General features: G+C 72.1%; 23 protein-coding genes and 1 tRNA gene. 11 read left to right on the plus strand and 13 right to left on the minus strand.

The window, feature by feature from the left end:
* Nucleotides 1-673: hypothetical protein (locus KSNIM_RS18105; RefSeq protein ID WP_263104244.1), on the plus strand; the 673-nt coding region annotated here is incomplete at its 5' end.
* A gap of 169 nt (nt 674-842) precedes the next feature.
* Nucleotides 843-1,484 carry a hypothetical protein gene (locus KSNIM_RS18110; protein WP_263104245.1) on the plus strand — a complete coding sequence of 214 codons (642 nt, stop codon included), beginning with the start codon at nt 843-845 and terminating at the stop codon, nt 1,482-1,484.
* Between the two features lie 60 nt (nt 1,485-1,544).
* On the opposite strand, the gene KSNIM_RS18115 is transcribed toward KSNIM_RS18110, so the two are convergent.
* The 3 genes from KSNIM_RS18115 to KSNIM_RS18125 all read right to left on the minus strand — a co-directional run bounded on the left by KSNIM_RS18115 (nt 1,545) and on the right by KSNIM_RS18125 (nt 3,975).
* The gene (locus KSNIM_RS18115) at nt 1,545-2,672 is read right to left on the minus strand and encodes a hypothetical protein (protein WP_263104246.1); all 1,128 of its coding nucleotides are present in this window, start codon (nt 2,670-2,672) and stop codon (nt 1,545-1,547) included.
* A 62-nt stretch (nt 2,673-2,734) separates the two neighbouring features.
* Nucleotides 2,735-3,079 (minus strand): WXG100 family type VII secretion target, encoded by a 345-nt coding sequence (locus KSNIM_RS18120; RefSeq protein ID WP_263104247.1) that lies wholly within the window; start codon nt 3,077-3,079, stop codon nt 2,735-2,737.
* Nucleotides 3,080-3,153: 74 nt separating this feature from the next.
* On the minus strand, nt 3,154-3,975 hold the full coding sequence (locus tag KSNIM_RS18125; protein ID WP_263104248.1) for a class I SAM-dependent methyltransferase: 822 nt from the start codon (nt 3,973-3,975) through the stop codon (nt 3,154-3,156).
* A gap of 205 nt (nt 3,976-4,180) precedes the next feature.
* Here KSNIM_RS18125 and hrpA point away from each other — a divergent pair, with 205 nt between their 5' ends.
* Both hrpA and KSNIM_RS18135 read left to right on the plus strand, forming a co-directional pair.
* Nucleotides 4,181-8,146, plus strand: coding sequence for an ATP-dependent RNA helicase HrpA (gene hrpA, locus KSNIM_RS18130; RefSeq protein ID WP_263104249.1), 3,966 nt, complete (start codon nt 4,181-4,183; stop codon nt 8,144-8,146).
* Between the two features lie 127 nt (nt 8,147-8,273).
* Nucleotides 8,274-8,347, plus strand: a tRNA-Asp gene (locus tag KSNIM_RS18135).
* A gap of 336 nt (nt 8,348-8,683) precedes the next feature.
* Here the strand turns inward: KSNIM_RS18135 and bldC are convergent.
* Both bldC and KSNIM_RS18145 read right to left on the minus strand, forming a co-directional pair.
* Complete coding sequence (gene bldC / locus KSNIM_RS18140) at nt 8,684-8,890, minus strand: developmental transcriptional regulator BldC (RefSeq protein ID WP_014137253.1); 207 nt, start codon at nt 8,888-8,890, stop codon at nt 8,684-8,686.
* A gap of 511 nt (nt 8,891-9,401) precedes the next feature.
* Nucleotides 9,402-10,325 carry a hypothetical protein gene (locus KSNIM_RS18145; protein WP_263104250.1) on the minus strand — a complete coding sequence of 308 codons (924 nt, stop codon included), beginning with the start codon at nt 10,323-10,325 and terminating at the stop codon, nt 9,402-9,404.
* A 161-nt stretch (nt 10,326-10,486) separates the two neighbouring features.
* Between KSNIM_RS18145 and KSNIM_RS18150 the strand changes: the two genes are divergently transcribed.
* Complete coding sequence (locus tag KSNIM_RS18150) at nt 10,487-11,662, plus strand: Glu/Leu/Phe/Val dehydrogenase dimerization domain-containing protein (protein ID WP_411543735.1); 1,176 nt, start codon at nt 10,487-10,489, stop codon at nt 11,660-11,662.
* Nucleotides 11,663-12,042: 380 nt separating this feature from the next.
* The gene (locus tag KSNIM_RS18155) at nt 12,043-12,288 is read left to right on the plus strand and encodes a DUF3073 domain-containing protein (protein WP_263104251.1); all 246 of its coding nucleotides are present in this window, start codon (nt 12,043-12,045) and stop codon (nt 12,286-12,288) included.
* Nucleotides 12,289-12,414: 126 nt separating this feature from the next.
* Here the strand turns inward: KSNIM_RS18155 and purM are convergent, their stop codons facing one another.
* From purM to KSNIM_RS18170, 3 genes are all read right to left on the minus strand, one after another.
* Nucleotides 12,415-13,500, minus strand: a complete 1,086-nt coding sequence (gene purM / locus KSNIM_RS18160) for a phosphoribosylformylglycinamidine cyclo-ligase (protein ID WP_263104252.1) — start codon at nt 13,498-13,500, stop codon at nt 12,415-12,417.
* A gap of 121 nt (nt 13,501-13,621) precedes the next feature.
* A complete protein-coding gene (gene purF / locus KSNIM_RS18165) occupies nt 13,622-15,199 on the minus strand; it encodes an amidophosphoribosyltransferase (RefSeq protein WP_263104253.1) in 1,578 nt (525 codons plus the stop codon).
* Between the two features lie 219 nt (nt 15,200-15,418).
* Nucleotides 15,419-16,237 (minus strand): acylglycerol kinase family protein, encoded by an 819-nt coding sequence (locus KSNIM_RS18170; RefSeq protein WP_263104254.1) that lies wholly within the window; start codon nt 16,235-16,237, stop codon nt 15,419-15,421.
* 127 nt (nt 16,238-16,364) lie between these two features.
* Between KSNIM_RS18170 and KSNIM_RS18175 the strand changes: the two genes are divergently transcribed.
* Both KSNIM_RS18175 and KSNIM_RS18180 read left to right on the plus strand, forming a co-directional pair.
* Nucleotides 16,365-17,648, plus strand: coding sequence for an adenylosuccinate synthase (locus KSNIM_RS18175; protein ID WP_263104255.1), 1,284 nt, complete (start codon nt 16,365-16,367; stop codon nt 17,646-17,648).
* Nucleotides 17,649-17,795: 147 nt separating this feature from the next.
* A complete protein-coding gene (locus KSNIM_RS18180) occupies nt 17,796-18,398 on the plus strand; it encodes a GNAT family N-acetyltransferase (protein WP_263104256.1) in 603 nt (200 codons plus the stop codon).
* A 75-nt stretch (nt 18,399-18,473) separates the two neighbouring features.
* On the opposite strand, the gene KSNIM_RS18185 is transcribed toward KSNIM_RS18180, so the two are convergent.
* A complete protein-coding gene (locus KSNIM_RS18185) occupies nt 18,474-18,896 on the minus strand; it encodes a DUF350 domain-containing protein (protein WP_263104257.1) in 423 nt (140 codons plus the stop codon).
* Between the two features lie 110 nt (nt 18,897-19,006).
* Here KSNIM_RS18185 and KSNIM_RS18190 point away from each other — a divergent pair, with 110 nt between their 5' ends.
* Both KSNIM_RS18190 and KSNIM_RS18195 read left to right on the plus strand, forming a co-directional pair.
* On the plus strand, nt 19,007-19,321 hold the full coding sequence (locus tag KSNIM_RS18190) for a hypothetical protein (RefSeq protein WP_263104258.1): 315 nt from the start codon (nt 19,007-19,009) through the stop codon (nt 19,319-19,321).
* 5 nt (nt 19,322-19,326) lie between these two features.
* The gene (locus KSNIM_RS18195; protein WP_263104259.1) at nt 19,327-20,547 is read left to right on the plus strand and encodes a glutathionylspermidine synthase family protein; all 1,221 of its coding nucleotides are present in this window, start codon (nt 19,327-19,329) and stop codon (nt 20,545-20,547) included.
* A 43-nt stretch (nt 20,548-20,590) separates the two neighbouring features.
* Here KSNIM_RS18195 and KSNIM_RS18200 read toward each other — a convergent pair whose 3' ends face one another.
* The 4 genes from KSNIM_RS18200 to KSNIM_RS18215 all read right to left on the minus strand — a co-directional run bounded on the left by KSNIM_RS18200 (nt 20,591) and on the right by KSNIM_RS18215 (nt 23,850).
* Entirely contained in the window at nt 20,591-21,076 is a 486-nt protein-coding gene (locus tag KSNIM_RS18200) for an LURP-one-related/scramblase family protein (RefSeq protein ID WP_263104260.1), read from the minus strand.
* A gap of 383 nt (nt 21,077-21,459) precedes the next feature.
* Complete coding sequence (locus KSNIM_RS18205; protein WP_263104261.1) at nt 21,460-22,374, minus strand: GlxA family transcriptional regulator; 915 nt, start codon at nt 22,372-22,374, stop codon at nt 21,460-21,462.
* Complete coding sequence (locus tag KSNIM_RS18210) at nt 22,371-22,955, minus strand: cysteine hydrolase family protein (RefSeq protein ID WP_263104262.1); 585 nt, start codon at nt 22,953-22,955, stop codon at nt 22,371-22,373. The genes KSNIM_RS18205 and KSNIM_RS18210 overlap by 4 nt, the downstream gene beginning before the upstream one ends.
* Nucleotides 22,956-23,046: 91 nt before the next feature.
* Nucleotides 23,047-23,850, minus strand: a complete 804-nt coding sequence (locus KSNIM_RS18215; protein WP_263104263.1) for an aminoglycoside 3'-phosphotransferase — start codon at nt 23,848-23,850, stop codon at nt 23,047-23,049.
* Between the two features lie 129 nt (nt 23,851-23,979).
* Here KSNIM_RS18215 and KSNIM_RS18220 point away from each other — a divergent pair, with 129 nt between their 5' ends.
* Nucleotides 23,980-24,840, plus strand: a complete 861-nt coding sequence (locus KSNIM_RS18220) for a hypothetical protein (RefSeq protein ID WP_263104264.1) — start codon at nt 23,980-23,982, stop codon at nt 24,838-24,840.
* Nucleotides 24,841-24,885 lie beyond the last annotated feature (45 nt).

The following is a 24,885-nucleotide window of genomic DNA, read 5'->3' on the forward strand; positions in this document are numbered from 1 at the left end:
CGCCGCGCCGCGCCGGCACCGGACGGCCCTCGCTGCCGCCCGCGGCGGGCGGGGCGGGCGCACACTGGAGGTGCACGCCGGGCGCTCCGGCGCGGCGGAAGGGACCGGTGGCAGCTCCGCGGCCGGCCGTCCGCCGCCCGCCCCCGGCCCGGAGGTGCCCGTGTCCTCAGCCCCGGCAACCCCTCGGCGCGGCCCCTCGGCCGTGCTGCGCCGGCTGGCGGGCGGGCTCGGGCGGGGCCGCAGCCGTCCGCTGCCGGACCCGGGGAACCGTCCGCCGGACCGGGAGACGCAGGCGGCCGCCCTGCTGGCGGTGCTGGACGCGGCGGTGACGGAGCAGGCCGCGGCGGACCGCGCCCTCGCCGTGTGCGGGGAGCCGGGCCCGGTGCCGCCGGGGCTGGCCGAGCAGTTGTCCCGGCAGGCGGTCCGGTACGGGAGGCTGGCGGGCTGGCTGCGGGCACTGCCGGCGGACGGCGATCTGGCGGGCGTCCGCGATCTGGCGATCCGGTTGGTGGCGTACCACCAGTGGATGCTGCACCAGTCGGCGAACCTGGCGTTCGCGGGCCACCACCGCCCGCGCAGCGAGGCCGCCCGGCAGCGGATCAACGGCCTGGGCGCCCCTGCGGACCGGTTGCGCGAGCTGCGCGACCGGCTGCGGGTCGACGTGCCGATGTGACCCGTCGTCAGCCGACGGTGCGACAGGATCCCGGCGGGCTGCGGCGCAGGTGGTCGGTGCCGGCCAGTAGGCTCCGCGTGAACGGCCGCGCGCAGACCGCCGCGGCCCGGGGGGCGGCCGGCCGGCGTGAACGGCGGGCCGCACGGGAGTCATCCAGGGGGAGTCCGTCATGCGTATCCGTCCTGCGGCCGTTGCCGCTCTGCTCGTCGCGACCGTGTTCGGTGCGGCCGCCTGCGGCCCGGAGGGCTCCGGGAGCGACGGTGCGGCCGCCGCGCCGAGCAGGACGGCCGTGGCGCCGTCGGCCCCGGCGGGCGAGCCGTCGGCGGGCGGGCCGGACCCGGCCGCCACCGCCTCGGCCGGCAAGGGCGCCGGGTCCGCCGCCCCCGGCGCGGCGGACGCCGACAACGGCGGTCGCGGGCCGAACTGCAAGGAGTACTTCAAGACCCACAAGGTCGTCCGGGTCCGGACGGTCGACAAGGGCACGGGCAAGCTGACGGCGGACTCCGTCGAGGCGAACTGCAGCCCCAACGGCCTCTTCTTCAACCCGGACGAGAAGCCCAAGCCGTACACCGTCTCGCCCGACGCGAAGATCACCGTCTACACGGACGAGAGCCTGAAGACCAGGACCGTCACCGTGCGGTCGGGCACCGCGGGCGACGGCCTGGCGCACGTGAAGACCTGCGCCGAGAGCAACCACGCGACCGACCCGGACAGCCTGCCCAAGGGCTACTTCTGCTACCAGGACATGTACGAGTACACCGTGGACGCGAAGGGCGCCATCACCTCGCTGAAGGAGACCTGGAGCTCCTGACCGGGCACGAAGGGCCCCCGGCGGTCGTGCGCCGCCGGGGGCCTGCGGGGACGGGCGTCGTCACATGCCGTTCTTGCGGATGGCGGTGTACTCCGAGTACTTGGAGAGCGGGACCTCCCGGGAGACGCAGCCGAGGCTGCCGTTGTCCTCGAGGATGACCATCCGGGTGTGCTGCTTGTCCGCCCACCCGCCGAACAGGACGACGTGCTGCTCGCCGTGGGCCTGGTGGACGACCATGGCGTCACCGGGCATCATCGAGCTCTTGGAGATGTGGTGGGCGATGCCGCCGCTCTCGCTGATCAGCGGGCCGGTGGTGGTGCCGGGGCCGGGCAGGCCCCACGCCGCGGAGACGAAGCCGGAGCAGTCGACGCGGTAGCCGTTGGTCTCGGCGCCCTGGCTGTAGCCGAGCTTGCGGTTCACCCGCTCCATCGCCCGCTCGACCATGGCCTTCCGCTCGTCGGAGGCGCCGTCCAGGATGGGCTGGTCCTTGGGGCCGAGGCCCTGGCCGTTGTGGCGGTGCCAGTGGTCGCTCCAGGAGTCCCAGCCGGAGCCGTTGATGATGTGGGTCTGCCAGTCGCCGCGGCTGCGGTCCTTGATCTTCGGGCCGTCGTGGCGGCCGCCGGGCCGGGTGCTGATGCCGGTGCCGTCGCTGCCCGAGTCGTCGCTGCCGCCGTGGTTCCCGCCGCCGCCCGTGCTCCCGCCGCCGGTGTGGCCGCCACCGCCCGTGTGGCCGCCACCGCCGTGGTTCCCGCCGCCGTTGCCGCCGCCGTTCCCGCTCCCGGTGCCGTCGATGCCGGTGTGCGGGCCCTTGGGCTTCTCCTGTCCCGCGTGGGGCTTCTTGAGCGCCTCCTCGATCTTGCGCTCGATCTCCTTGTACTCGGCGAGGACCTGCTTGATCTTCTGGGCGTCCTGACCGAGCTCCTCGGTGAGCTGCTTCTTGGTCTTCTCCAGGGCGTCGGCCCGGTCGGAGATGTCCTTGACCTTGGACGCCACCTGGGCGGCCACGGCGAAGAAGTTGGCGACGCCGAGCAGCCCGCCGGCGCTCAGGTCGGTCGCGGCGGCCTTGGCGACGGCGTTCTTGATGGCCCCGACGCGCTGGCTCATCTCCGTCATCTTGGCGTTGATCTTCTGGAAGTCGCTCTGGATCTTCGCCAGCTCCTGCAGCTGGACGCCGAACTGATCGGCCATGGCGCGGTGTCTCCTCGTGCCTGCTGATACGTGCCTGGGACGGTGGGTGATGCGACGGCCGGTCAGAAGGCGTCGGCGAGGCCCTTGATCGCCTTGCCGAGCTCGTCGAGCTCGTCGGCGACGGTGTTGAGCTCCTTCACCCGGCTCTGCGCGTGCGCGACGAAGGCGTCGGAGGCCGGGCCGTGCCAGGTGAGGTGGCTCAGCGCGGTGCTGATCTCCTTGCCGAACGCCTCGACGTCCTTGCCCATCTGCTGCAGTTCGGCGGCGTACTTCTCCAGTTCGGCGTCAGGGTCGCCGAACATCTCGCCGAGCACCCACTTGGCAATCTTGGTCGGTGCCCAGAACACGTCTTCAACGACGTTGACCGCCGCGCTTCCGAGGTCCTTGACGTCGTCCCACAGTCCCACAGCCGTTCCCCCATGCTTCTCTTGCACTACAGGCTGATAGTCGGTCAAAAGGCTAGCCGACCGGGCGGACCCGGTCAGCAGCGGGCGACGGCGAGAACGGCCGCGGCCGGCAGGGCCAGCAACCCGTCCCCGCCGGTGCGCCCACCGGCGATCCGGTCGTAGTGCTCCTTGACCGTCGCGACCGTGGCGGACGGCAGTCCGGTGATCACCAGCCCGAGGTTGGCGATGCCGGAGGCCGGCCCCTGCCAGAACTCCTCGGGGGAGACCCGGTGCGTCCAGGCCAGCTGCCGGCCCTCCGGGTCCCGCCACCCCGCGCCGGCCAGCAGGCCGGCCAGGCCCTCCGGGGTCCGCTCGAAGTCGACCGGCAGCGACGGGAAGACCGGGCGTCCGACCCCGGCGGCGTCCAGCGCCTCGGTGAAGAGGCCCATCGCGGTGTTGCCGCTCGCCGCCCACACGGTGACGGCGATCCGCCCGCCGGGCCGGGTGACCCGCCGCAGCTCGGCCAGCGCGGCCGCCGGGTCCTCCACGTGATTGATCACGAAGTTGGCCACCACGGCGTCGAAGGAGTCGTCCGCGAAGGGCAGCTCGGGCAGGACGGCGTGCCGGACGTCCACCCCGGGCAGGTTCCTCGCGGCCAGCTCCACCATCCCGGGCTCGGCGTCCACCGCCGTCACCGAGGCACCGAGCCGCACCGCGGACGAGGCGGCCGTCCCCGGCCCGGTGCCGACGTCCAGGACCGCCGTCCCCACGCCGACACCGGCCGCGGCCACCAGCTCCGGCACCGCGGCCCCGCAGAGCGCCGCGAAGGTCCGCTCGTACGGGACGGCCTTGCCCGCCCACATCCGTCGCTCGTGCGCGTCGAACTCACCGGCCACGGTCTCCCCCTTGATCGTCACGACTGGCCCGAGCACCCTACCGGCCGCTCGAACGGGCCCGAACGGTTGCCCGACGCGGCCCGCGCACCGCGGTGTGCGCCGCCGGGGTGAGGCGGCCGGGCGCCCGCCCGCCGGGCCGTTCGCAGATCCCGGGCCGGGGCTGTGACACTGGAGGGGCTCGAAAACCGAGGTGCGCCGCCCCGTGCCTCCTTGCGAATCTAGAGGGATGCCCGCAGTGAGTTCTCCCGTAGCCCGGTCCGCAGATGCGTCCACCATCGCGGAGCTGGCCGCCCGGCTGCCCGAGCTGATGCTCCGCGACCAGCAGCGGATCGGTCGGCGGCTGGACGGCACCCGGCGGGTGCGCAGCCCGGAGGCCCGGCAGAAGATCGCCGACGAGCTGGCCGCCGAGATCGCGCAGGCCGAGCTCCGCGTCGAACAGCGCCGCGGCGCGGTGCCGGAGATCAGCTACCCGCAGGAGCTGCCGGTCAGCCAGAAGAAGGACGAGATCCTGGCGGCGATCCGCGACCACCAGGTGGTGATCGTCGCGGGCGAGACCGGCTCCGGCAAGACCACCCAGATCCCGAAGATCTGCCTGGAGCTGGGCCGCGGGGTGAAGGGCCTGGTCGGCCACACCCAGCCGCGCCGGATCGCGGCCCGCACGGTCGCCGAGCGGGTGGCCGAGGAACTGGCGACACCGCTGGGCGAGGCGGTCGGCTGGAAGGTCCGCTTCACCGACCAGGTCGGCCAGGACACCCTGGTCAAGCTGATGACCGACGGCATCCTGCTCGCGGAGATCCAGACCGACCGGGAGCTGCGCCAGTACGACACGCTGATCATCGACGAGGCGCACGAGCGCAGCCTCAACATCGACTTCCTGCTCGGCTACCTCAAGCAGCTGCTGCCGCGCCGTCCCGACCTCAAGGTCGTGATCACCTCGGCGACGATCGACCCGGAGCGGTTCGCCGCGCACTTCGACGACGCCCCGATCGTCGAGGTCTCCGGCCGCACCTACCCGGTCGAGGTGCGCTACCGCCCGATGCTGGAGGAGGGCGCCGAGGAGGACGAGGTCGACCGGGACCGCGATCAGGTCCAGGCGATCTGCGACGCGGTGGAGGAGCTGCAGGCGGAGGGCCCGGGCGACATCCTGGTCTTCCTCTCGGGCGAGCGTGAGATCCGCGACACCGCGGACGCGCTGAACCGGATGAAGCTGAAGTCCACCGAGGTACTGCCGCTGTACGCCCGGCTCTCCTCGGCCGAGCAGCACAAGGTCTTCCAGCGGTCGAACAGCCGGCGCGTGGTGCTCGCCACCAACGTCGCCGAGACCTCGCTGACCGTGCCCGGCATCAAGTACGTGGTCGACCCGGGCACCGCCCGGATCTCCCGGTACAGCCACCGCACCAAGGTGCAGCGGCTGCCGATCGAGGCGGTCAGCCAGGCCAGCGCCAACCAGCGCAAGGGCCGCTGCGGCCGCACCTCGGACGGCATCTGCATCCGGCTCTACTCGGAGGAGGACTTCCTCTCCCGTCCGGAGTTCACCGACGCCGAGATCCTGCGCACCAACCTGGCCTCGGTCATCCTGCAGATGACGGCGGCGGGCCTGGGCGACATCGCGGCCTTCCCGTTCCTGGACCCGCCGGACTCGCGGAACATCAAGGACGGCGTCAACCTGCTGCACGAGCTGGGCGCGCTCGACCCGGCGGAGAAGGACCACCGCAAGCGGCTCACCCCGCTCGGCCGCAAGCTGGCCCAGCTGCCGGTGGACCCGCGGATGGCCCGCATGGTGCTGGAGGCGGACCGGCTCGGCTGCGTCCGCGACGTCATGGTGATCGCCGCCGCGCTGTCCATCCAGGACCCGCGCGAGCGGCCCGCCGAGAAGCGCCAGGCCGCCGACGACCGGCACCGCCGGTTCACCTCGGAGACCTCGGACTTCCTCTCCTACCTGGCGATGTGGCGCTACGTCAGGGAGCAGCAGAGGGAGCTCTCCTCCTCGGCCTTCCGCCGGATGTGCAAGCAGGAGTTCCTGAACTACCTGCGGATACGCGAGTGGCAGGACGTCTACGTCCAGCTGCGGACGGTCGCCAAGCAGCTCGGCGTGACCATCGACGAGCCCCATCCCGATGCCGAGCCCGATGCCGACCGCATCCACCAGGCGCTGCTGTCCGGTCTGCTCTCGCACATCGGCCTGTTCGACGTGGAGAAGCGCGAGTACGGCGGCGCCCGGGGCGCCCGGTTCGCGGTCTTCCCGGGGTCGGGCCTGTTCAAGAAGCCGCCGCGCTGGGTGATGTCCGCCGAGCTGGTGGAGACCTCGCGGCTGTGGGCGCGGATCAACGCGAAGATCGAGCCCGAGTGGGTGGAGCCGCTGGCCGGCCACCTGATCAAGAAGTCGTACAGCGAGCCGCACTGGGAGAAGAAGGCCGGCGCGGTGCTGGCGTACGAGAAGGTGACCCTGTACGGGATGCCGGTCGTCGCCCAGCGCAAGGTGAACTACGGCCGGATCGACCCGGAGCTGTGCCGCGAGCTGTTCATCCGCAACGCGCTGGTCGAGGGCGACTGGGAGACCCATCACCGGTTCTTCGCGGAGAACCGCAAGCTGCTCGGCGAGGTCGAGGAGCTGGAGAACCGGGCCCGCCGCCGGGACATCCTGGTCGACGACCAGACCCTGTTCGACTTCTACGACGCCCGGCTGCCGGCTGAGATCGTCTCCACCCGGCACTTCGACTCCTGGTGGAAGAAGGCCCGGCACGAGCAGCCGGACCTGCTGAACTTCGAGAAGTCGATGCTCATCAACGAGTCGGCCGACGGCGTGACCGAGGCCGACTACCCGGACCACTGGCACCAGGGCGAGCTTCGCTTCAGGCTGACCTACCAGTTCGAGCCGGGCAGCGACGCGGACGGCGTCACGGTGCACATCCCGCTGCCGGTGCTCAACCAGGTCACCGACGAGGGCTTCGACTGGCAGATCCCGGGTCTGCGGGCCGAGCTGGTCACCGCGTACATCCGTTCGCTGCCGAAGGCGATCCGGCGCAACTTCGTGCCGGCGCCGGACTTCGCGGCGGCCGCGCTGCGGCAGGTGAAGGACCGCCAGGAGCCGCTGCTGCCGACCCTGGAGCGGATCCTGCACCGGATGGGCGGGGTGGTGGTCCCGCCGGAGGCCTGGGACGACGAGCGGGTGCCGGACCACCTCAAGGTCACCTTCCGGGTGGTCGACGGGCGCAAGAAGCTCGCCGAGTCCAAGGACCTGGAGGAGCTGCGCCGGATGCTGCAGCCGAAGCTGTCGGCGACGCTCTCCAGCGCCGCCTCCGGCCGGGGCATCGAGCAGGCCGGGCTGACCGCCTGGCCGGCCGGGCTGCCGGTGCTGCAGCGGACCTTCGAGCAGCGCTCCCGCGGCCACTCGGTGCGGGCCTACCCGGCGCTGGTGGACGAGGGCGACTCGGTGGCGGTGCGGCTGTTCGACACCCCGGAGGCCCAGGAGCAGGCGATGTGGGCCGGCACCCGCCGGCTGCTGATGCTCCGGGTGAACTCCCCGGCGAAGTCGATCCAGGGCCGGCTGGGCAACCAGGCGAAGCTCGCCCTCTCGTACAACCCGCACGGGTCGATCCCGGCGCTGTTCGAGGACGTGGTCGGGGCGGCGGTCGACCGGCTGATGGAGCTGAACGGCGGCCCGGCCTGGGACGAGGCGGCGTTCACCGCGCTGTTCGACAAGGTCCGGGCGGACCTGTACGACCTGTCGGCGGACGCCACGCTGAAGACGGCGACCGCACTGATCGCCTTCCACCGCGCGTCGACCCGGTTGAAGGCGGTCTCCAGCCCGGTGCTGCTGAACGCGGTGAACGACGTACGGCTGCACCTGGCCTCGCTGGTGTACCCGGGGTTCGTGACCGAGACCGGCTGGCAGCGGCTGCCGGACCTGAAGCGCTATCTGCTGGCGGTGGACCGCCGCCTGGAGGCGCTGCCGGACCATCCGCAGCGGGACGCCCAGAACCTGCTGAAGGTGCAGGGCGTGCAGCAGGCCTACGGCGAGCTGCTGGCCCGGGTGCCGGCCGGGCGCGAGCCCTCGCCGGAGATCCGGGCGATCCGCTGGATGATCGAGGAGCTGCGGGTGAGCTTCTTCGCCCAGGGGCTGGGCACGCCGGCGCCCGTCTCGGAGAAGCGCATCCTCAAGGCGATGGACGCCGCGGCGGCCACCCTCTGACCGCGGCGGGCCCCGTCCAGCGGTTCCCGGACGGGGCCCGCCGCGGCCGGTTCGACCTGGGGCCCCGCCATGCAGTACGATCTGTCTTGTTCGCGAGCGAGAGCAAGCGGACGGATCAGAAATCTCTGGTCCCGTGGAGCAGTTGGTTAGCTCGCCACCCTGTCAAGGTGGAGGTCGCGGGTTCAAGTCCCGTCGGGATCGCAGTACAGGCAGAGGCCCGGAGCCGTAAGGTTCCGGGCCTCTGGCGTTCGCTCCGCCGGATCGCTGACACCGGGTCAGCCCCTACACCGGCCTAGGTCTAGACCTCAAGATAACGACGGCGTGACAGTCGTCACTTATCCGTTCTTGAGATCGGACACCGGACGCACCCTCGCCGGGGGTGGAGATTTAATATGTAAAATTGCACATGCATTCCCGGCAATTCCCCCCACCCCCATCAGCCCCATCGGGAATGTCCGATTCCGGCATGCCGAAGGGCCGTCCCCCCGACCCGGCGGAGTCGGGGACACGGCCCTTCGGGAAAACCCCTGAGACCTGTCAGGCCTCGGTTCGCTGAGCCGGAATCCCGGCCAGCAGAGCACGCACCTCGGCCTCGCGGTAGCGGCGGTGGCCGCCCAGCGTGCGAATGGACGTGAGCTTGCCCGCCTTGGCCCAGCGAGTGACCGTCTTGGGGTCAACGCGGAACATGGTGGCAACCTCCGCCGGCGTCAGCAGAGGTTCAGCGTCAGGGGTACGAGCGGTCATGAGCGGCCTCCTCGGGAGAACCGAACCAGGGCGGTTCTATCCTTCAAATTCTGCACCTTGACCCGCGATGCCCGAAATGGCACACACGGACCGAGTCGGTTATAGGACGAACGGCTTGTCCTGATGTCTACAACTACACCATCCGTCCAGCCCCATCGGCCAAACCGCCTAAATTGGCCCCTCAGGGGTTCAAGCAAGACGGATGGCCATGGACCATCTCATAACGGACAGTCACGATTTCGTGACATCCAGTGACGAGACGACCAGACCCTCCGCTTCCCCACAAAGTACGCACCACCGTCAGATCGACCCAGAAGTGGACACACCAGGTTGAACTTGGGCTGGTTGTCCCATTTTTGCATATAGGGGTAAGTTCGCGTCAACGGTGAGTAGTGTCACGTTCCTGGGGGATTGACCGGCTCGGGACCTCGGCCCCCGGCGCAAGGGCCGAAGGTCCCTCCTTCCCTTACCCCCGTCCGACCCCCGGCTACCCGGCCGCGCTGACCCGGTGTCAGCTGGCGTGCCGCAGGGCCAGCACCCGGCGCCAACGGGCCGTCACCGCCTCGTACGCCCGCACCGCCGCCGCGGTGTCCCCGGCCCGGAGTGCGCCGATCCCGGCCTCGACCTCGGCCACCGAGCGCTCCGCCGCCAGTCGCTCGGCGCCGAGCAGGTGCACCAGGCCGCCGTAGTCGAGCTCCACCAGCGAGCGCGGGTGGAACTCCTCCAGCCACCGGCCGACCTGCTCCACGCCCAGCACCAGCTCGCCGCCGGGCCCGTTCTGCGAACCGGGCACCGCCGTCCGCAGCGCCCGGTAGCCGCGGGCGACCCGCCGGCGCGCCTGCGCCATCGGCGTCAGGTAGAAGAGGGAGGCCGGCACGGGCCGGTCCCCGGTCGTCCGCCCGGGCCCGGCCGGGACGAAGTGCCGGTCCTCCTCGCCGAACGGCAGGCACCAGCGGACGGGCACCTCCCAGCGGGAGGTGAGGATCCACGGCCGGGCGTCCGGGTGCGCCGTCCGCCAGCGGGCCTGGTCGGCCTCCGCCTCGGCCCGGACGGCCGGTGGCAGCACGGTGTCCAGCAGGAAGGCCGGCAGCGCCGCACGGAGCTCGTCCATCGCCTGCCAGCTGCGCAGCCGGACCGTCCACGGGCAGATGTAGGTGACCCGGTCGACGACCCGTACCAGCGCCCGCCCGCTCTCCCGGTCGGGCAGCGCGCCCGGGGTCCGCCCGGCCAGCTCCGCCAGGGCCTGCCGCTGCTCGGCCAGGGCGGCCGCGGCGACCGGTTCGGCGGCCCCCTCGGCGTCCGGGCCGTGCTCCGCCGCGTACGCCTGCCAGCGGGCCCGCTCCGGCTCCGGATAGGCGGCCAGCGGCTCGTACACCCGCAGCTGGGCGGCGTAGGGCGGGAGCACCGAAGTGCGCACGGCGGTCACACCCGGCATCGTCGCACGGCCCGGGGCCGCCGGGGAGGGTGCCGTACGGCGCCCGCCGTCGTTATGTCCATGGGACCGTCAGGGGGCAGATCGGGCGACGGCCCCGGGGCTAGGCTTCGATCAGACGCCCGCACCACCGCCGCGGGCCCACGAATACTGGAGTCACCACAGTGACCGACGTACACACCGCGTCCGCCGCGCACCCCGCATCAGGAGTGCTCAGCAGGATCTTCGCGACCGGGCAGGACGCTGCCCCCGGGGACGGCCACGAGCAGGTCGTCCTCTGCCACGACCGGTCGACCGGTCTCAAGGCGATCATCGCCATCCACTCCACCGCGCTGGGCCCCGCGCTCGGCGGCACCCGCTTCCACCAGTACGACTCCGAGGAGGAGGCGCTGGAGGACGCGCTGCGGCTGTCCCGCGGCATGAGCTACAAGAACGCGCTGGCCGGCCTGGACCTCGGCGGCGGCAAGGCAGTGATCATCGGCAACCCCGCCGCCAGCGCGGAGGGCGGTGACAAGAACGAGGCGATGCTCCGCGCGTACGGCCGCTTCGTCGAGTCGCTGCAGGGCCGCTACGTCACCGCGTGCGACGTGGGCACGTACGTCCAGGACATGGACGTGGTGGCCCGCGAGACCCGCTTCGTCACCGGCCGCTCCCCCGAGTACGGCGGCGCGGGCGACTCCTCGGTGCTGACCGCCTTCGGTGTCTTCCAGGGCATGCGCGCCTCGGCCAAGGCCCGCTGGGGCCAGCCCACCCTGCGCGGCAAGCGGGTCGGTGTGGCCGGCGTCGGCAAGGTCGGCCACTACCTGGTCGGCCACCTGGTCGCCGACGGCGCCACCGTGGTCGTCACGGACGTCTCGGAGGCGGCCGTGAACCGCGTGCGCGCGGCCCACCCGGAGGTCGAGGTCGCCGGCGACACCGCCGCGCTGCTGCAGTCCGGCCTGGACGTCTACGCCCCCTGCGCCCTGGGCGGTGCGCTGGACGACGCGACCGTCGGCGTGCTGGGCGCGAACGGCACCTCGATCGTCTGCGGTGCGGCCAACAACCAGCTGGCGCACGCCGGCGTGGAGAAGGACCTGGCCGACCGCGGCATCCTCTACGCGCCGGACTACCTGGTGAACTCGGGCGGCGTCATCCAGGTCGCCGACGAGATCGAGGGCTTCAACTTCGACCGCGCCAAGAACAAGGCGACCAAGATCTTCGACACCACCCTGGAGATCTTCACCCGGGCCGCCGCCGACGGCGTGCCGCCGGCGGTCGCCGCCGACCGGCTCGCGGAGAAGCGGATGCGCGAGGTGAGTGCCCTGCGCACGATCCTGCTCCCGGGCGCCCGCCGGTCCTGATCGACCGTGTGCGGTGATCCGGAGGGGGGCGAAGTCGCTTCGCCCCCCTCCGGATCACAATGTGGAACCGGATTCTCACTTCGTAGCCCGATCGGGCGATACCGAACCCTCTGGCGAGGGATAATCGGAACCGTAACGACGGGCCCGGGTACGCTCCGGGCAGCCTGCAGAAGCCCGAGAAACCTCCTGTGACCTGGAAAGACCCGGTTTCGGAGGTTGGCCGTGCGCGCCACGTCACACGCGCGACGTACCGTCCGGCGGCGGAAACAGGTACCGTTAATGCTCCAAGGGACGGCTCTCCCACTCCGGGCAAGCCGCTCCTGATCATGAACACGTGTCAGACTCGGGGCCGTGAGCCCCATCGTTGAGGGGGTCGACCCATGGGGCGCGGCCGGGCCAAGGCCAAGCAGACGAAGGTCGCCCGCGAGCTGAAGTACAACAGCGGCGGGTTCGACGCGAACCGTCTGTCTCATGAGCTGGGCGTATCTCCGTCCACCGCGATCGAGCCTGAGCCGATCGAGGACGACGAGGACGACCCCTACGCGGCGTATGCGGATCTGTACGCCGACGAGGACGAAGACGACGAGGACTCCGCCGACAACGGTCACTCCCGCCGCCGAGCCTGACAGCACGCACGAGACCGGCCCGGTGCTCATCGAGCGCCGGGCCGGTCTTCGGCGTGTCCGCAGCCGTACGGCGCCCGTCCCGGGCCTCCGCGGGCCCGCCCGGCGTGGGCGGGCCCGCGGACGGGCTCAGGCGAGGGTGAAGCCCTCGTAGGAGTTGTAGAGCGCGGCGCCGCCGTCGTGCTCGTCGGTGCGCTCGACGACGTCGCCCAGCAGCCAGGCCTCCACGCCGCGGTCCTCCAGCAGCGCGAGCACCACGTCCACCGAGGACGGCGGGACGACGGCGACCATGCCGACGCCCATGTTCAGGGTCTTCTCGATCTCCAGCGCCTTCATGCCGCCGACCTCGGCGACGGTCTGGAAGACCGGCATCGGGGTCCAGGTGCCGCGGTCCAGGCGGGCGTGTAGGCCGTCCGGGATCACCCGGGCCAGGTTGGCCGCCAGGCCGCCGCCGGTGACGTGCGAGAAGGCGTGGATCTCGGTGGCGCGGGCCAGCGCCAGGCAGTCCAGCGAGTAGATCCGGGTGGGCTCCAGCAGCTCCTCGCCGAGGGTGCGGCCGAACTCCTCGACCCGGCGGTCGAGCTTCCAGCCCGCCTGGTTGAGCAACACGTGGCGGACCAGCGAGTAGCCGTTGGAGTGCAGGCCCGAGGCGGCCATCGCGATGACCACGTCGCCGGCCCGGACGCGGTCCGCGCCGAGCAGGGCGTCAGCCTCGACGACACCGGTGCCGGCGCCCGCGACGTCGTACTCGTCCGGGCCGAGCAGGCCCGGGTGCTCGGCGGTCTCGCCGCCGATGAGCGCGCAGCCGGCCAGGGCGCAGCCCTCGGCGATGCCCTTGACGATCTGGGCGACCCGCTCGGGGACGACCTTGCCGACGCAGATGTAGTCGGTCATGAACAGCGGCTCGGCGCCGCAGACCACCAGGTCGTCGACGACCATGCCGACCAGGTCGTGGCCGATCGTGTCGTGCTTGTCCATCGCCGAGGCGAGGGCGACCTTGGTGCCGACGCCGTCGGTGGCGGTGGCCAGCAGCGGACGCTCGTAGCGCTTGAAGGCGGAGGCGTCGAAGAGCCCGGCGAAGCCGCCGAGGCCGCCGACCACCTCGGGGCGGTTCGCCTTCTTCACCCACTGCTTCATGAGCTCGACGGCGCGGTCGCCGGCCTCGATGTCGACACCTGCGGCGGCGTAGGTCGCGCCGCCCTCGTTGCTGGTCACCTTGGTGTGGCCCTTTCAGAAACGGTTAAACCCGTGGGGGCGCGGGGGCTGCGCGGTCGGCCGGGCGACTCCGTGGAGTGCCCGGCCGCGCAGTGCCCCGCGCCCCGGGTGGTACATCGTGCTACGGCCGTCGGAGCGCGTCCGCCGCGCCGTGCCCGCCGATCAGGGACTGGACGCCGTCCAGGTCGCTGGTCGGCTTGCCGCGGACGGCCGGCGGCTGCTGGCTGCCGGCGATCTCGGCCTCCAGGAGCAGTTTGCCGAGCAGCGCCGGGTCCGGCAGCTCCATCGGGTACTCGCCGTCGAAGCAGGCGCGGCAGAGCTTGTCCTTGGGCTGCTTGGTGGCCTCGATCATGCCGTCGATCGAGATGTACGCCAGCGAGTCGGCGCCGAGCGTGCGGCCGATCTCCTCGATGGTCATGCCGTTGGCGATCAGCTCCGCGCGGGTGGCGAAGTCGATGCCGAAGAAGCAGGGCCACTTGACCGGCGGCGAGGAGATCCGGATGTGGACCTCGGCGGCGCCCGCCTCGCGGAGCATCTTGACCAGGGCGCGCTGGGTGTTGCCGCGGACGATGGAGTCGTCGACGACCACCAGGCGCTTGCCCCGGATGACCTCCTTGAGCGGGTTCAGCTTGAGCCGGATGCCGAGCTGGCGGATGGTCTGGCTGGGCTGGATGAAGGTGCGGCCCACGTAGGCGTTCTTCACCAGGCCGGAGCCGTAGGGGATGCCGCTGGCCTCGGCGTAGCCGATGGCGGCCGGCGTACCGGACTCCGGGGTCGCTATCACCAGGTCGGCCTCGACGGGCGCCTCGGCGGCCAGCTTGCGGCCCATCTCCACGCGGGAGAGGTGCACGTTGCGGCCGGCGATGGTGGTGTCGGGGCGGGCCAGGTAGACGTACTCGAAGACGCAGCCCTTGGGCTTGGCCTCGGCGAAGCGCGAGGTGCGCATGCCCTGCTCGTCGATGGCGATGAGCTCGCCGGGTTCGACCTCGCGGATGAACGAGGCGCCGACGATGTCGAGGGCCGCCGTCTCGGAGGCGACCACCCAGCCGCGCTCCAGCCGGCCGAGCACCAGCGGGCGGATGCCCTGCGGGTCGCGGGCGGCGTAGAGCGTGTGCTCGTCCATGAAGACGAGCGAGAAGGCGCCCTTGACCTGGGGCAGGACCTTCCGGGCGGTCTCCTCGATGGAGAGGTCCGGGTGGCCGGCGAGCAGCGCGGTCACCAGGTCGGTGTCGTTGGTCGCGGCCGTGCGCCCGGAGCGGGAGACGTGCTCCTCGCCGGGCAGCTCGGCGACCATCGCCGCCAGTTCGGCCGTGTTCACCAGGTTTCCGTTGTGGCCGAGGGCCAGCGACCCGTGAACGGTCGCCCGGAAGGTCGGCTGGGCGTTCTCCCAGACCGACGAACCTGTTGTCGAGTAGCGGGCATGTCCGACGGCGATATGCCCGTGCAACGATCCCAGGGAGGTCTCGTCGAAGACCTGGGAGACGAGTCCCATGTCCTTGAAGACGAGAATCTGGGACCCGTTGCTCACTGCGATGCCCGCGGATTCCTGACCGCGGTGCTGCAGGGCATAGAGGCCGAAGTACGTGAGCTTGGCGACCTCCTCGCCGGGAGCCCAGACACCGAAGACGCCGCAAGCGTCCTGGGGGCCTTTCTCGCCGGGAAGAAGATCGTGGTTGAGTCGTCCGTCACCACGTGGCACGTCTTCGAGTCTAGGACAGTTCCGTACGCCTTCCCGAACAGGGGAGCCGCGGATTATTGGCCGAACGGACGGCAACGCGCGTAGACAAAACCCCTTACACCACGCGCCATTTCTCCGGCGCGTTTTCCGCCGATCGGCGCACTCCCTTGTCACGCGCGCTCTTCGGGCCGCAGCTGCGCCTGACGGGGCGTCGACGGCCGGGGCCCGGCGTGATCCTGCTCACCCGGCCGGCAGCAGCAGCGACCAGGCCCCCGGATGCACCGTCCACGTCCGATGCCGGACGGGCCCGACCGGGCAGCCGTCCGCGCTGTAGCCGAAGCCCCGGCCGGCCACGCTGAGCGCGGCGGCGCGCAGCCGGCGCTCCGTCCCGGCGGTGCGGATGACCAGCTCCAGCTCGCCGCCGGCCGGCCGCACTTCCAGCAGCCGGATCCGCTCGTGGACGTCGGCGAGCAGCCGCCCGTCCGCCTCGACCCGCATCGGGGTGGACTCCGGGTCGGGAACGGTCGCCTGGTCGGGCGCAGCCCGTTTCGCCCATAGCGAACGCAGTGAGGGCAGGGTCCGCCGGGGCTCCGCGCCGATCCGCAACTCGGTGAGCACCACCCCGCCGCCGTCGTCCACCACCAGGTCGAGCTTGCGGGGCGCACCTCCGAGCACCGCCCGGGCGGCGGCCACCGGCTGCTCCGGCACCCCGAGCGTGCGGCAGGCGAGGACGGAGGCGGCCGGGCCGACCGGAACCACTCCCACCGGATCCGTGCCCAGGTCACGCTGTCGATGGAGGGCCTGCAGCACCTTCTGAACGGCCTGGTCGGAGCCGATCACCACCGGTCGCCGACGACCCCGGTGGGACAGCACGCGGTCGAGTTCGGACCGGCTCTCGGGCAGCACGACCTTGGCGTCCGCGCCCCCGCTCAGCACGTCCCGGGCGATCCGCACCGACTCGCCGTCGGCCCGACCGGCCGCCGGGTCGACCAGTACCAGCAGCGGCTCCCCCGCACCGCGTCCGTCGGGGCGGGATGCGGGCGTGGACAGGGACGACACGACCGGTCCTTCCTCAGGTAATCTCTCGGTGCAAGAGCCCCTTGCGCTATTGCGCCAGGGGCTTCGTCTATCTCGGGGCAGACTGCGGTCTTCCGCAGGATGCCCCAACCGGAAGGGGTGTACGCCTGTGCCGGCACTCGTGCTCGTTGGCGCCCAGTGGGGAGACGAGGGCAAGGGGAAGGCTACTGACCTCCTCGGTGGCTCCGTCGACTACGTCGTCCGCTACCAGGGCGGCAACAACGCCGGTCACACGGTGGTCATCGGCGACCAGAAGTATGCCCTCCACCTGCTGCCTTCCGGCATCCTCAGTCCGAACGTGACTCCGGTCATCGGCAACGGCGTCGTCATCGACCCGGGCGTGCTGCTCTCCGAGCTGAACGGCCTGAACGAGCGCGGCATCGACACCTCCAAGCTGCTGATCTCGGGCAACGCCCACCTGATCACGCCGTACCACCGCACCCTGGACAAGGTCACCGAGCGCTTCCTCGGCAAGCGCCGGATCGGCACCACGGGCCGCGGCATCGGCCCGACCTACGCGGACAAGATCAACCGCGTCGGCATCCGGGTGCAGGACCTCTTCGACGAGTCGATCCTCCGCCAGAAGATCGAGGCGGCGCTGCACGACAAGAACCAGATCCTGGTCAAGCTCTACAACCGCCGCGCCATCCCGGCCGACCTGGTGCTGGAGGAGTACCTCGGCTACGCCGAGAAGATCCGCCCGTTCCTGGCCGACACCACCCTCGTCCTCGACGAGGCGCTGAAGGCCGGCAAGGTCGTCCTGCTGGAGGGCGGCCAGGGCACCCTGCTGGACGTCGACCACGGCACGTACCCCTTCGTGACCTCGTCGAACCCGACCTCCGGCGGCGCCTGCACCGGCTCCGGCATCGGCCCGACCAAGATCGACCGGGTCATCGGCATCCTCAAGGCGTACACCACCCGCGTCGGCTCGGGCCCCTTCCCGACCGAGCTGCTCGACGAGGACGGCGAGGCGCTGCGCCGGATCGGCGGCGAGCGCGGTGTCACCACCGGCCGCGACCGCCGCTGCGGCTGGTTCGACGCGGTGATCGCCCGCTACGCCACCCGCGTCAACGGCCTCACCGACTTCTTCCTCACCAAGCTGGACGTGCTCACCGGCTGGGAGCAGATCCCGGTCTGCGTGGCGTACGAGATCGACGGCCGCCGGGTCGAGGAGCTCCCCTACAACCAGTCGGACTTCCACCACGCGAAGCCGATCTACGAGACCCTGCCGGGCTGGAGCGAGGACATCTCGAAGGCGCAGACCTTCGCCGACCTGCCGAAGAACGCACAGGCCTACGTGAAGGCGCTGGAGGAGATGTCCGGCGCGCCGATCTCGGCGATCGGCGTCGGCCCCGGCCGCACCGAGACCATCCAGATCAACTCCTTCATCTAGCGGCGCTCCCGCCGGGACAACCCCGGGGACGCCCGTCGAAGGGCCCCGCACCGACCGTGGTGCGGGGCCCTTCCGCATGCCCCGGACTCATTGCACTAGTGCAGAAATGGATTGCCCCTAGTGCAGACCACGGCTATGGTCGGCGGCATGACCGCGAAACTGCCCGCACCGACCGTCCTGACCGGCCGCCACGTCCGGCTGGAGCCGCTGACCCCCGCCCACGTGCCGGACCTGTTCGCCGCGAGCGGCGGCGACGAGGAGGTGTGGCGCTGGCTGCCATACGAGGTGCCGGGCACCGAGGAGGCGATGGCCGCGAACATCGCCGGCCGGCTCGCCGAGGCGGCCACGGGCGGCTGCGTCCCGTTCGCCGTGGTGTCCCTGGCGGACGGCCGGGCGGTCGGCGTCACCTGCTACTTCGACTTCAGCGCGCTCGACGAGCTGCTGGAGATCGGCGGCACCTGGTACGCGCGGCGGGTCTGGCGCACCGCGGTGAACACCGAGTCCAAGCTGCTGCTGCTCACGCACGCCTTTGAGGAGCTCGGCATGGGCCGCGTCACCTGGAAGACCGACCACCTCAACGAGCGCTCGCAGAACGCGATCCGCCGCCTCGGCGCCCGGTACGAGGGCACCCTGCGCCGCCACCGCCGCCGGCCGGACGGCAGCTGGCGCGACAGCGTCTACTTCTCGATGCTCCGAGACGAGTGGCCTGCGGCGAAGGCACGGCTGACGGAGCGGCTGGCCGCGGGCTGAGCCGGCACCGCAGCAACAGCAGCGGCCGGCACCCCGGTGACGGGATGCCGGCCGCGTTCGGGCCGCTCGCGCGGCTCAGGCGATCGACGCGGCCACGATGGCGGCGACGGAGAGGTTGCAGGCGGCGGTCACCCAGACCGCCGGGTGCGGCTCGGGGTCGACCAGCACCTCGCCGAGCCTCCCCGGGGTCAGCAGGTCGACCAGCCAGAACGCGGCGGCCATCAGCACCAGGCCGAGCAGGCCGAAGAGGGCGGTCGCGGCCAGGCCCTTCCCGAACTCGTCGTAGGTGTACATGATCGCGGTGAAGACGATGCCGCCGATGCCGATCAGCGCGGAGCTGAGCACCACGGCGGCGTTCCGGTTGCGCTCCAGCCAGATCTGCCGGCCGAGCTTGCCCGGCGTCAGGGCGTCGACCAGACCCACGCCGAGCAGCAGCAGCACGAGGCCCACGGCGCCGTAGGCGGCGGCCACGCCGAGGCCGTGGACGATGTCGTTCATGCTGCTCCCCCAGGGCGGAGTGCACGCCAGGTGCCACCCGAAGTGTCAAGGACCGGCAAAAGATACCCCATGGTTCCGGCTCTGGGGAGCCTTAAGTACCATCACCCGTCATGACGCAGACCGACCCCTCCTCCGCCCGCCGCCGCTCGGGCGTCGTCGCCCTCGGCATGGTGGGGACGCTGGCGCTGGCCCTCACCGGCTGCTCCTCGTCCGGCGGCAGCTCGCCCCGGCGCTGCGTCGACCCGGGCACCCTCAAGGTGCTCGACGACCACTCCTGCTCCGGCGGCACCACCGCGGCCGCCGGCCGCTGGTACTACTGCGGCTCGGGCTCGCTGACCGCCGCCGGCGGCACCTTCGACAAGGCCGCCACCAAGCGCGGCGGCTTCGGCTGCCCGAGCGGCAGCTCCGGCTCGAGCGGGGGCTGACCCCGATGCGCCGCCGCACCGTCGAACCGCGGCCGGGCTGGCAGGCCACGGTCGAGGCCCAGGGCCTGATCTACGCCGTCTGCGAGGACCCGCGCGACCCCGGCACCGAGTACGCCTACTGGGACGAGAGCGCCTACTACGAGTTCTCGTTGCCCGAGGTCGAGGCACTGGAGGAGGTCGTCGAGGAACTGCACGAGATGTGCCTGGAGGCCGCCGACCACGTGGTGCGCTCGGGCCGGTTCGCCGACTACGGCATCACCGATCCGCGGCTCGCCGAGGTGATCGCCACCTCCTGGCGGCGGCGCGAGGAGCAGCCGTCCCTCTACGGGCGGTTCGACCTGGCCTACGACGGTACGGGCCCGGCCAAGCTGTTCGAGTACAACGCGGACACCCCGACCTCGCTGATCGAGGCCGCCAGCCCGCAGTGGTTCTGGATGGAGGAGCGCTTCCCCGAGGCGGACCAGTGGAACTCGCTGCACGAGCGGCTGGTCGCCGCCTGGGGCCGGCAGAAGGAGCTGCTGCCGCCCGGGCCGGTGCACTTCGCGCATTCGCGCGGCGACTTTGAGGGCGAGGACTGGATGACCACCCTCTACCTCCAGGAGACGGCCGGGCAGGCCGGCCTGGAGACGGTGTCGATCGCCATGGAGGACATCGGCCTCGACGGGCTGACCGGCCGGTTCGTCGACCTGCAGCACCGCTACATCCGGTCCGCGTTCAAGCTCTACCCGTGGGAGTGGCTGGCGGAGGACGAGTTCGGCGCGCAGCTGCTGGCCACCGTCGACCTCGGCGGCTCCACCGGCTCCACGCTGTGGATCGAGCCGCCGTGGAAGATGCTGCTCTCCAACAAGGCGCTGCTGGCGGTGCTGTGGGAGCTCCACCCCGGCCACCCCAACCTGCTGCCGGCCTACCTGGACGGGCCGCGCGAGCTCGCCGCCACCGGCTACGCGGCGAAGCCGCTGCTCGGCCGGGAGGGCGCGGGCGTGCGGATCGTCGAGCCGGGCGGCGACGAGACCCTGCTGCCGGCCTGGGCCGGCGACCCGGACCGGTACGGCGCCGAGGGCTTCTGCTTCCAGCAGCTGTGCCCACTCCCGGTGTTCGACGGCAACCAGCCGGTGCTGGGCGCCTGGGTGGTGGACGGCGAGGCCGCCGGGCTCGGCATCCGGGAGACGCACGACTCGCCGATCACCCACGTCGGGGCGCGCTTCCTGCCGCACGTCATCGTCTGAGCACCGGCCGGCCCGCGGCGGCGCGCCGCGGGCCGTCGGGGCGTCAGGCGTTGTGCTCGACCATCCGGTCCAGACAGACGGCGACGGCGAGCAGCAGCGGCACGTCCGCGCCGTCCGCGATCTCCACGCCGTAGGTGTCGCGGATCCGGAACCACTTGCGGGAGATCTCGGCGACGGTCTCACCGTCCGACTCGACCTTGTACTCCTTGTCGATGAGGTCGCCGTGCACCTCCAGCTCGCCGCCGGCCTCCAGCTCCACCAGGTACTTGTCGCGGAACGGCGTGAAGAGCTTCTTGCGGACGGTCGCGACGGTGTCGCCCTCGGCGTTCTCGATCCGCATCGCGTCGCGGACGGTGAGCACCTTCTCCTTGATGACGGCGACCACGGTGCCGGACGGGTCCTGCAGCTCGAAGGTGTCGCGCAGCCGCAGCACCTTGCCGTCCACCAGGAAGGCCTTCTCGCCGTCGCCGTCCTCGATCCAGTAGTCGTCGCCGACCGCGAACAGCCGCTCCTTGACCACGTACTTCATGCCTGCCTGCTTCCCTCGACGGACACTGCCGAGCACATCGTGCCGGACGCGGGGCCGCAGGTCAGCCCTCCGCCGTGTGGAAGAGCAGGAAGACCACGATCCAGATCCACAGTGGCGTGGCCCCGAGCAGGGAACGCCCGCACGACCAGGCGGCCGAGGCCTCCCCAGAACCGGCACCGGCGTTCGGCGCGCCGCCCCTCGGGCGTGGCGCGTGGTACTCGACGGCTGGCTCAACAGCCTCGTCGCCTAGCACGTCGGCGCAGCGCCGTAGGGGCCCCGGCTCTCCCCGTCGTACGAGCGGCCGCGGACCCCGGCGCGGGTGGCCACCGCCCCGGCGTGGTCCGTTCTGATCCGCCGGCGCCGTCCCACCGGCGCCCGCTGCGTCAGTCCGCGGCGGGCCGGGCGCGGAGCCGGCGCAGCATCCGGGCGTCCTGGAAGCCCACGGTGCGGGCGGCCGACTCGACGGTGGATCCCTGGGTGATCAGGTGCTCGGCGTGCTCCAGCCGCAGCTGCTGCTGGTAGCGCAGCGGTGTGAGGCCGGTCGCCTCGGTGAAGCGCCGGGTGAGGGTCCGTTCGCTGACGCCGGCGCCGGCGGCCAGCCCCGCGAGCAGCAGCGGGTCGGTGAACCGGGCGTCGATGACGTCCTGCACCCGGTGCACCGCGTCGCTGAGGTGGGCGCGGTGCCGCAGCATCGCGCTGGCCTGCTGCTCGTCCCCGTTGCGGCGGGTGTGGACGACCATCGAGCGGGCCACCTGGGCGGCGACGTACGGCCCGTGGCGGACCGCCAGCAGATGCAGCGCCAGGTCGATCCCGCTGGCGATCCCGGCGGAGGTGAGGACGCCGCCGTCCTGGACGAACAGCACGTCGGGGACGACGGAGGCGCGCGGGTAGCGGCTGGCGAGTTCGTCCTGCAGGTCGTGGTGGGTGGTGCAGCGGCGGCCGTCCAGCAGGCCGGCCCGGCCGAGCGCGTCCGCGCCGGAGCAGATGCTGGCCACCGTGCCGCCGGCGCTGTGGTGGGCGACCACCCGTTCCAGGGTCTCCCGGGTGAAGACCGGCCCGCTCGGCAGGCTCGGCGAGCGCCAGCCCGGGACGACCACCAGGTCGCCGGCGGACAGCTCGGGCCAGCAGGTGGCGGCCTTCAGCCCGATGCCCTGTGCGGTGGTGACGTCCTCCTGCTCGGCCACGTACCCGATCTCCCAGGCGTGGCCGAGGTCGGCCGCCGAGGAGAACACCTGGGCCGGACCGGCGAGGTCCAGCAGGTGGAGTCGCGGCGCCAGCAGGAAGACCACCCTGGTCACGATCCGGTCAGCTCCTCCACGGTGGCGATCCGGGCGAACCGCCGTGCGAGGGCGTACTCGGTCCGGGCGATGATCTCGTCGGTGGACAGGGTACGCGGGTCCGCGAGGATCTCCGCCAGACTGCGGCCGGCGGGGGCCTCCCGGTGCTCGATCGGGTGGGTGGCGGTGGCGTCGGTGACGAACACGACCTGGTAGCCGAGGTCGGAGGCGACCCGCGCGGTGGTCTCGCAGCACTGCTCGGTGCGGATGCCGCTGACCACCACCTCGCCGACGCCGTGCCGGGTGAGCTGCTGCTGCAGGTTGGTGGTGGTGAAGGCGTTGTGCGAGGTCTTGGTGAGGACGGGCTCGCCGTCCTCGGGCTTGAGGCCGTCCATCAGCCGGACGTGCCCGGACTCCGGGTCGAAGGGGGTGCCGCTGCCCGGCTCGGTGTGCAGGATCCACACCACGAGGTCGCCCTTCTCCCGGGCGGCGGCGACCAGCCGGCCGACCTTGTCGACGATCCCCTTGTCGGAGACGGCCTCCCAGTTGGGCAGGCGGCGGAAGGACTCCTGGACGTCGATCACGACGAGTGCGCTCTTCATGTCCTCCATGGTGGCCGGTGCGGGGCCCGCGCCCCAGACATGATCACGCCCCGACCCGGACCGATCCGGTCACCGGTCGGGGCGCCCCGGCTCAGTCGGACAGGTGCCACAGCAGCCGGTAGTAGGCCGTCCACTCCGGGTCCGGCGCGATGCCGTAGGCGTCCAGCAGCGGCCGCTCCCAGCCCGGGCCGTAGTTCCACCGGGTGCTCCAGGTGGCGACGGCGAGATCGGCCCAGCGGTCCGCGACGCCGAGCGCGCCGAGGTCGACGTGGCCGCTCGGCCGGCCGTCCACGTCGACCAGGGTGTTGGGCGCGCAGGCGTCGCCGTGGCAGACCACCGGCCGGTCGGCGGGCGGGACCTCCGCGAGGGCGGCCAGGGCCCGGTCGACGGTGCGGAACCGGGGCAGCTCCTCCGGCCAGTCCGCCAGGGAGGTCCGGCCGGCGGCGGCGCGGGCACGGGCGGCGTCCAGACGCGGCCCGGCGGACCAGTCGAACGGGCAGTCCGCGGCGGGCAGCGCCTCGTGCAGGGCGCGCAGCCCCTCGCCGACGGCGCGCACCGCGACGGCGGGCTCGCGCAGCCAGCGGCCGTCCACCGCCGAGCGGCCGGGCAGGCCGGCCGTGACCAGCCAGGAGCCGGCGGTGTCCGAGCCCTCGTCCAGCACCCGGGGCACGGCGGCGAACCGCGCCGCCCAGCGCAGCCGGACCGCCTCGGCGGTGAGCGCGCCGCGGCCGGCCGGCATCCACTTCACGAACTGCCGTCCGCCGTCCGCCCCGACCTGGAAGGTCAGCCCGCCGAGGGTGTTGCGCCACACCGCCCGCACCGGCCGCCCCCGGGCGAACTCCACGACGAACGGCGGCACCTCGACCGGCCCGGAGGGCGCACTGGCGATGATCACCGGCCCATTCTCGTCCCCGCCGCACGGGGAGCGCGAGGTCCGCAGGCCCCGACGGAAAACCCGCTTACCGGCCGGTGCCGCCAGGGTGTATGAATCGTGGGCCTACAAGAGAAGAGGGGGTTCCGCCACATGCGGAACAAGACGCTCGGACGCGTCGCCGCGGCCCTGCTCGGCTCCGTCGTGCTCGCCGTCGCGGCTCCTGCCGCCACCGCCGCGCCCGCGTTGCAGCCGACGGCCACCGCGGGGACGTCCTTCCTGGGGAGCGGGGAGCGGCTCGCACCCGGGCAGAGCCTCACCAGCGGAGAGTCCAGCCTGGTGATGCAGGGCGACGGAAACCTGGTGCTCTACCTGGTCGGCCCGACCGGCAACCACGGCCCGGCGGTCTGGCACAGCGGCACGTTCGGCCACCCGGGGGCGTACGCCTACATGCAGCCGGACGGCAACCTCGTGGTCTACCGCCGAGGCGGATCCGCTCCGTCGGACGCCCTGTGGAGCAGCGGCAGCTGGGGCCACCCGGGCGCGTACGCGCAGCTGCTGGACGGCTGGTGGGGGGTCAACAGCAGTACCAGCGGGATGCTCTGGCAGACCGCCACCGGTGTCGCACCGGCCGTCGACGGGCCCTCCCGCCCGGAGAGCGTGCTCGACTCCAGCCGGGGCATCAGGCCGGGCCAGTGGATCACGTCGAACTCGGTCTGGCTGGTCAACCAGACGGACGGGAACCTGGTGCTGTACCGCAAGCGGGACGGCGCCGCGCTGTGGTCCACCCGGACCTCGAACAGGCCGAGCTCGATCGCCTTCGTTTCGAACGTCACCGGCGCGCTGTACCTCTCCACCGTGTCCAACGGCCTGATCGGGTGGTCCACGCCGAATCTGCACTCGCCCGGTGCCTACGCCAGGGTGCAGGACGACGGCAACCTGGTGATCTACCGGAAGGGCCGGAGCGACCCGGCCGGAGCACTGTGGAGCACCGGAACCTGGGGGAACCGCTAGCCTGCACCGCCCGGTGCCCCGTCCTCGGAGCCCCGCCCCCGTCCG

Source organism: Kitasatospora sp. DSM 101779 (genome assembly GCF_025655475.1).
Taxonomy (GTDB): domain Bacteria; phylum Actinomycetota; class Actinomycetes; order Streptomycetales; family Streptomycetaceae; genus Kitasatospora.

Coding starts and splice junctions, on each gene's coding strand:
- KSNIM_RS18155 (WP_263104251.1), top strand. CDS start 12,043: ATGGGGCGCGGCCGGGCCAAGGCCAAGCAGACGAAGGTCGCCCGCGAG.
- KSNIM_RS18210 (WP_263104262.1), bottom strand. CDS start 22,955: ATGAAGAGCGCACTCGTCGTGATCGACGTCCAGGAGTCCTTCCGCCGC.
- KSNIM_RS18195 (WP_263104259.1), top strand. CDS start 19,327: ATGCGCCGCCGCACCGTCGAACCGCGGCCGGGCTGGCAGGCCACGGTC.
- KSNIM_RS18115 (WP_263104246.1), bottom strand. CDS start 2,672: ATGGCCGATCAGTTCGGCGTCCAGCTGCAGGAGCTGGCGAAGATCCAG.
- KSNIM_RS18200 (WP_263104260.1), bottom strand. CDS start 21,076: ATGAAGTACGTGGTCAAGGAGCGGCTGTTCGCGGTCGGCGACGACTAC.
- KSNIM_RS18180 (WP_263104256.1), top strand. CDS start 17,796: ATGACCGCGAAACTGCCCGCACCGACCGTCCTGACCGGCCGCCACGTC.
- KSNIM_RS18110 (WP_263104245.1), top strand. CDS start 843: ATGCGTATCCGTCCTGCGGCCGTTGCCGCTCTGCTCGTCGCGACCGTG.
- hrpA (WP_263104249.1), top strand. CDS start 4,181: ATGCCCGCAGTGAGTTCTCCCGTAGCCCGGTCCGCAGATGCGTCCACC.
- bldC (WP_014137253.1), bottom strand. CDS start 8,890: ATGACCGCTCGTACCCCTGACGCTGAACCTCTGCTGACGCCGGCGGAG.
- KSNIM_RS18190 (WP_263104258.1), top strand. CDS start 19,007: ATGACGCAGACCGACCCCTCCTCCGCCCGCCGCCGCTCGGGCGTCGTC.
- KSNIM_RS18220 (WP_263104264.1), top strand. CDS start 23,980: ATGCGGAACAAGACGCTCGGACGCGTCGCCGCGGCCCTGCTCGGCTCC.
- KSNIM_RS18145 (WP_263104250.1), bottom strand. CDS start 10,325: ATGCCGGGTGTGACCGCCGTGCGCACTTCGGTGCTCCCGCCCTACGCC.
- KSNIM_RS18185 (WP_263104257.1), bottom strand. CDS start 18,896: ATGAACGACATCGTCCACGGCCTCGGCGTGGCCGCCGCCTACGGCGCC.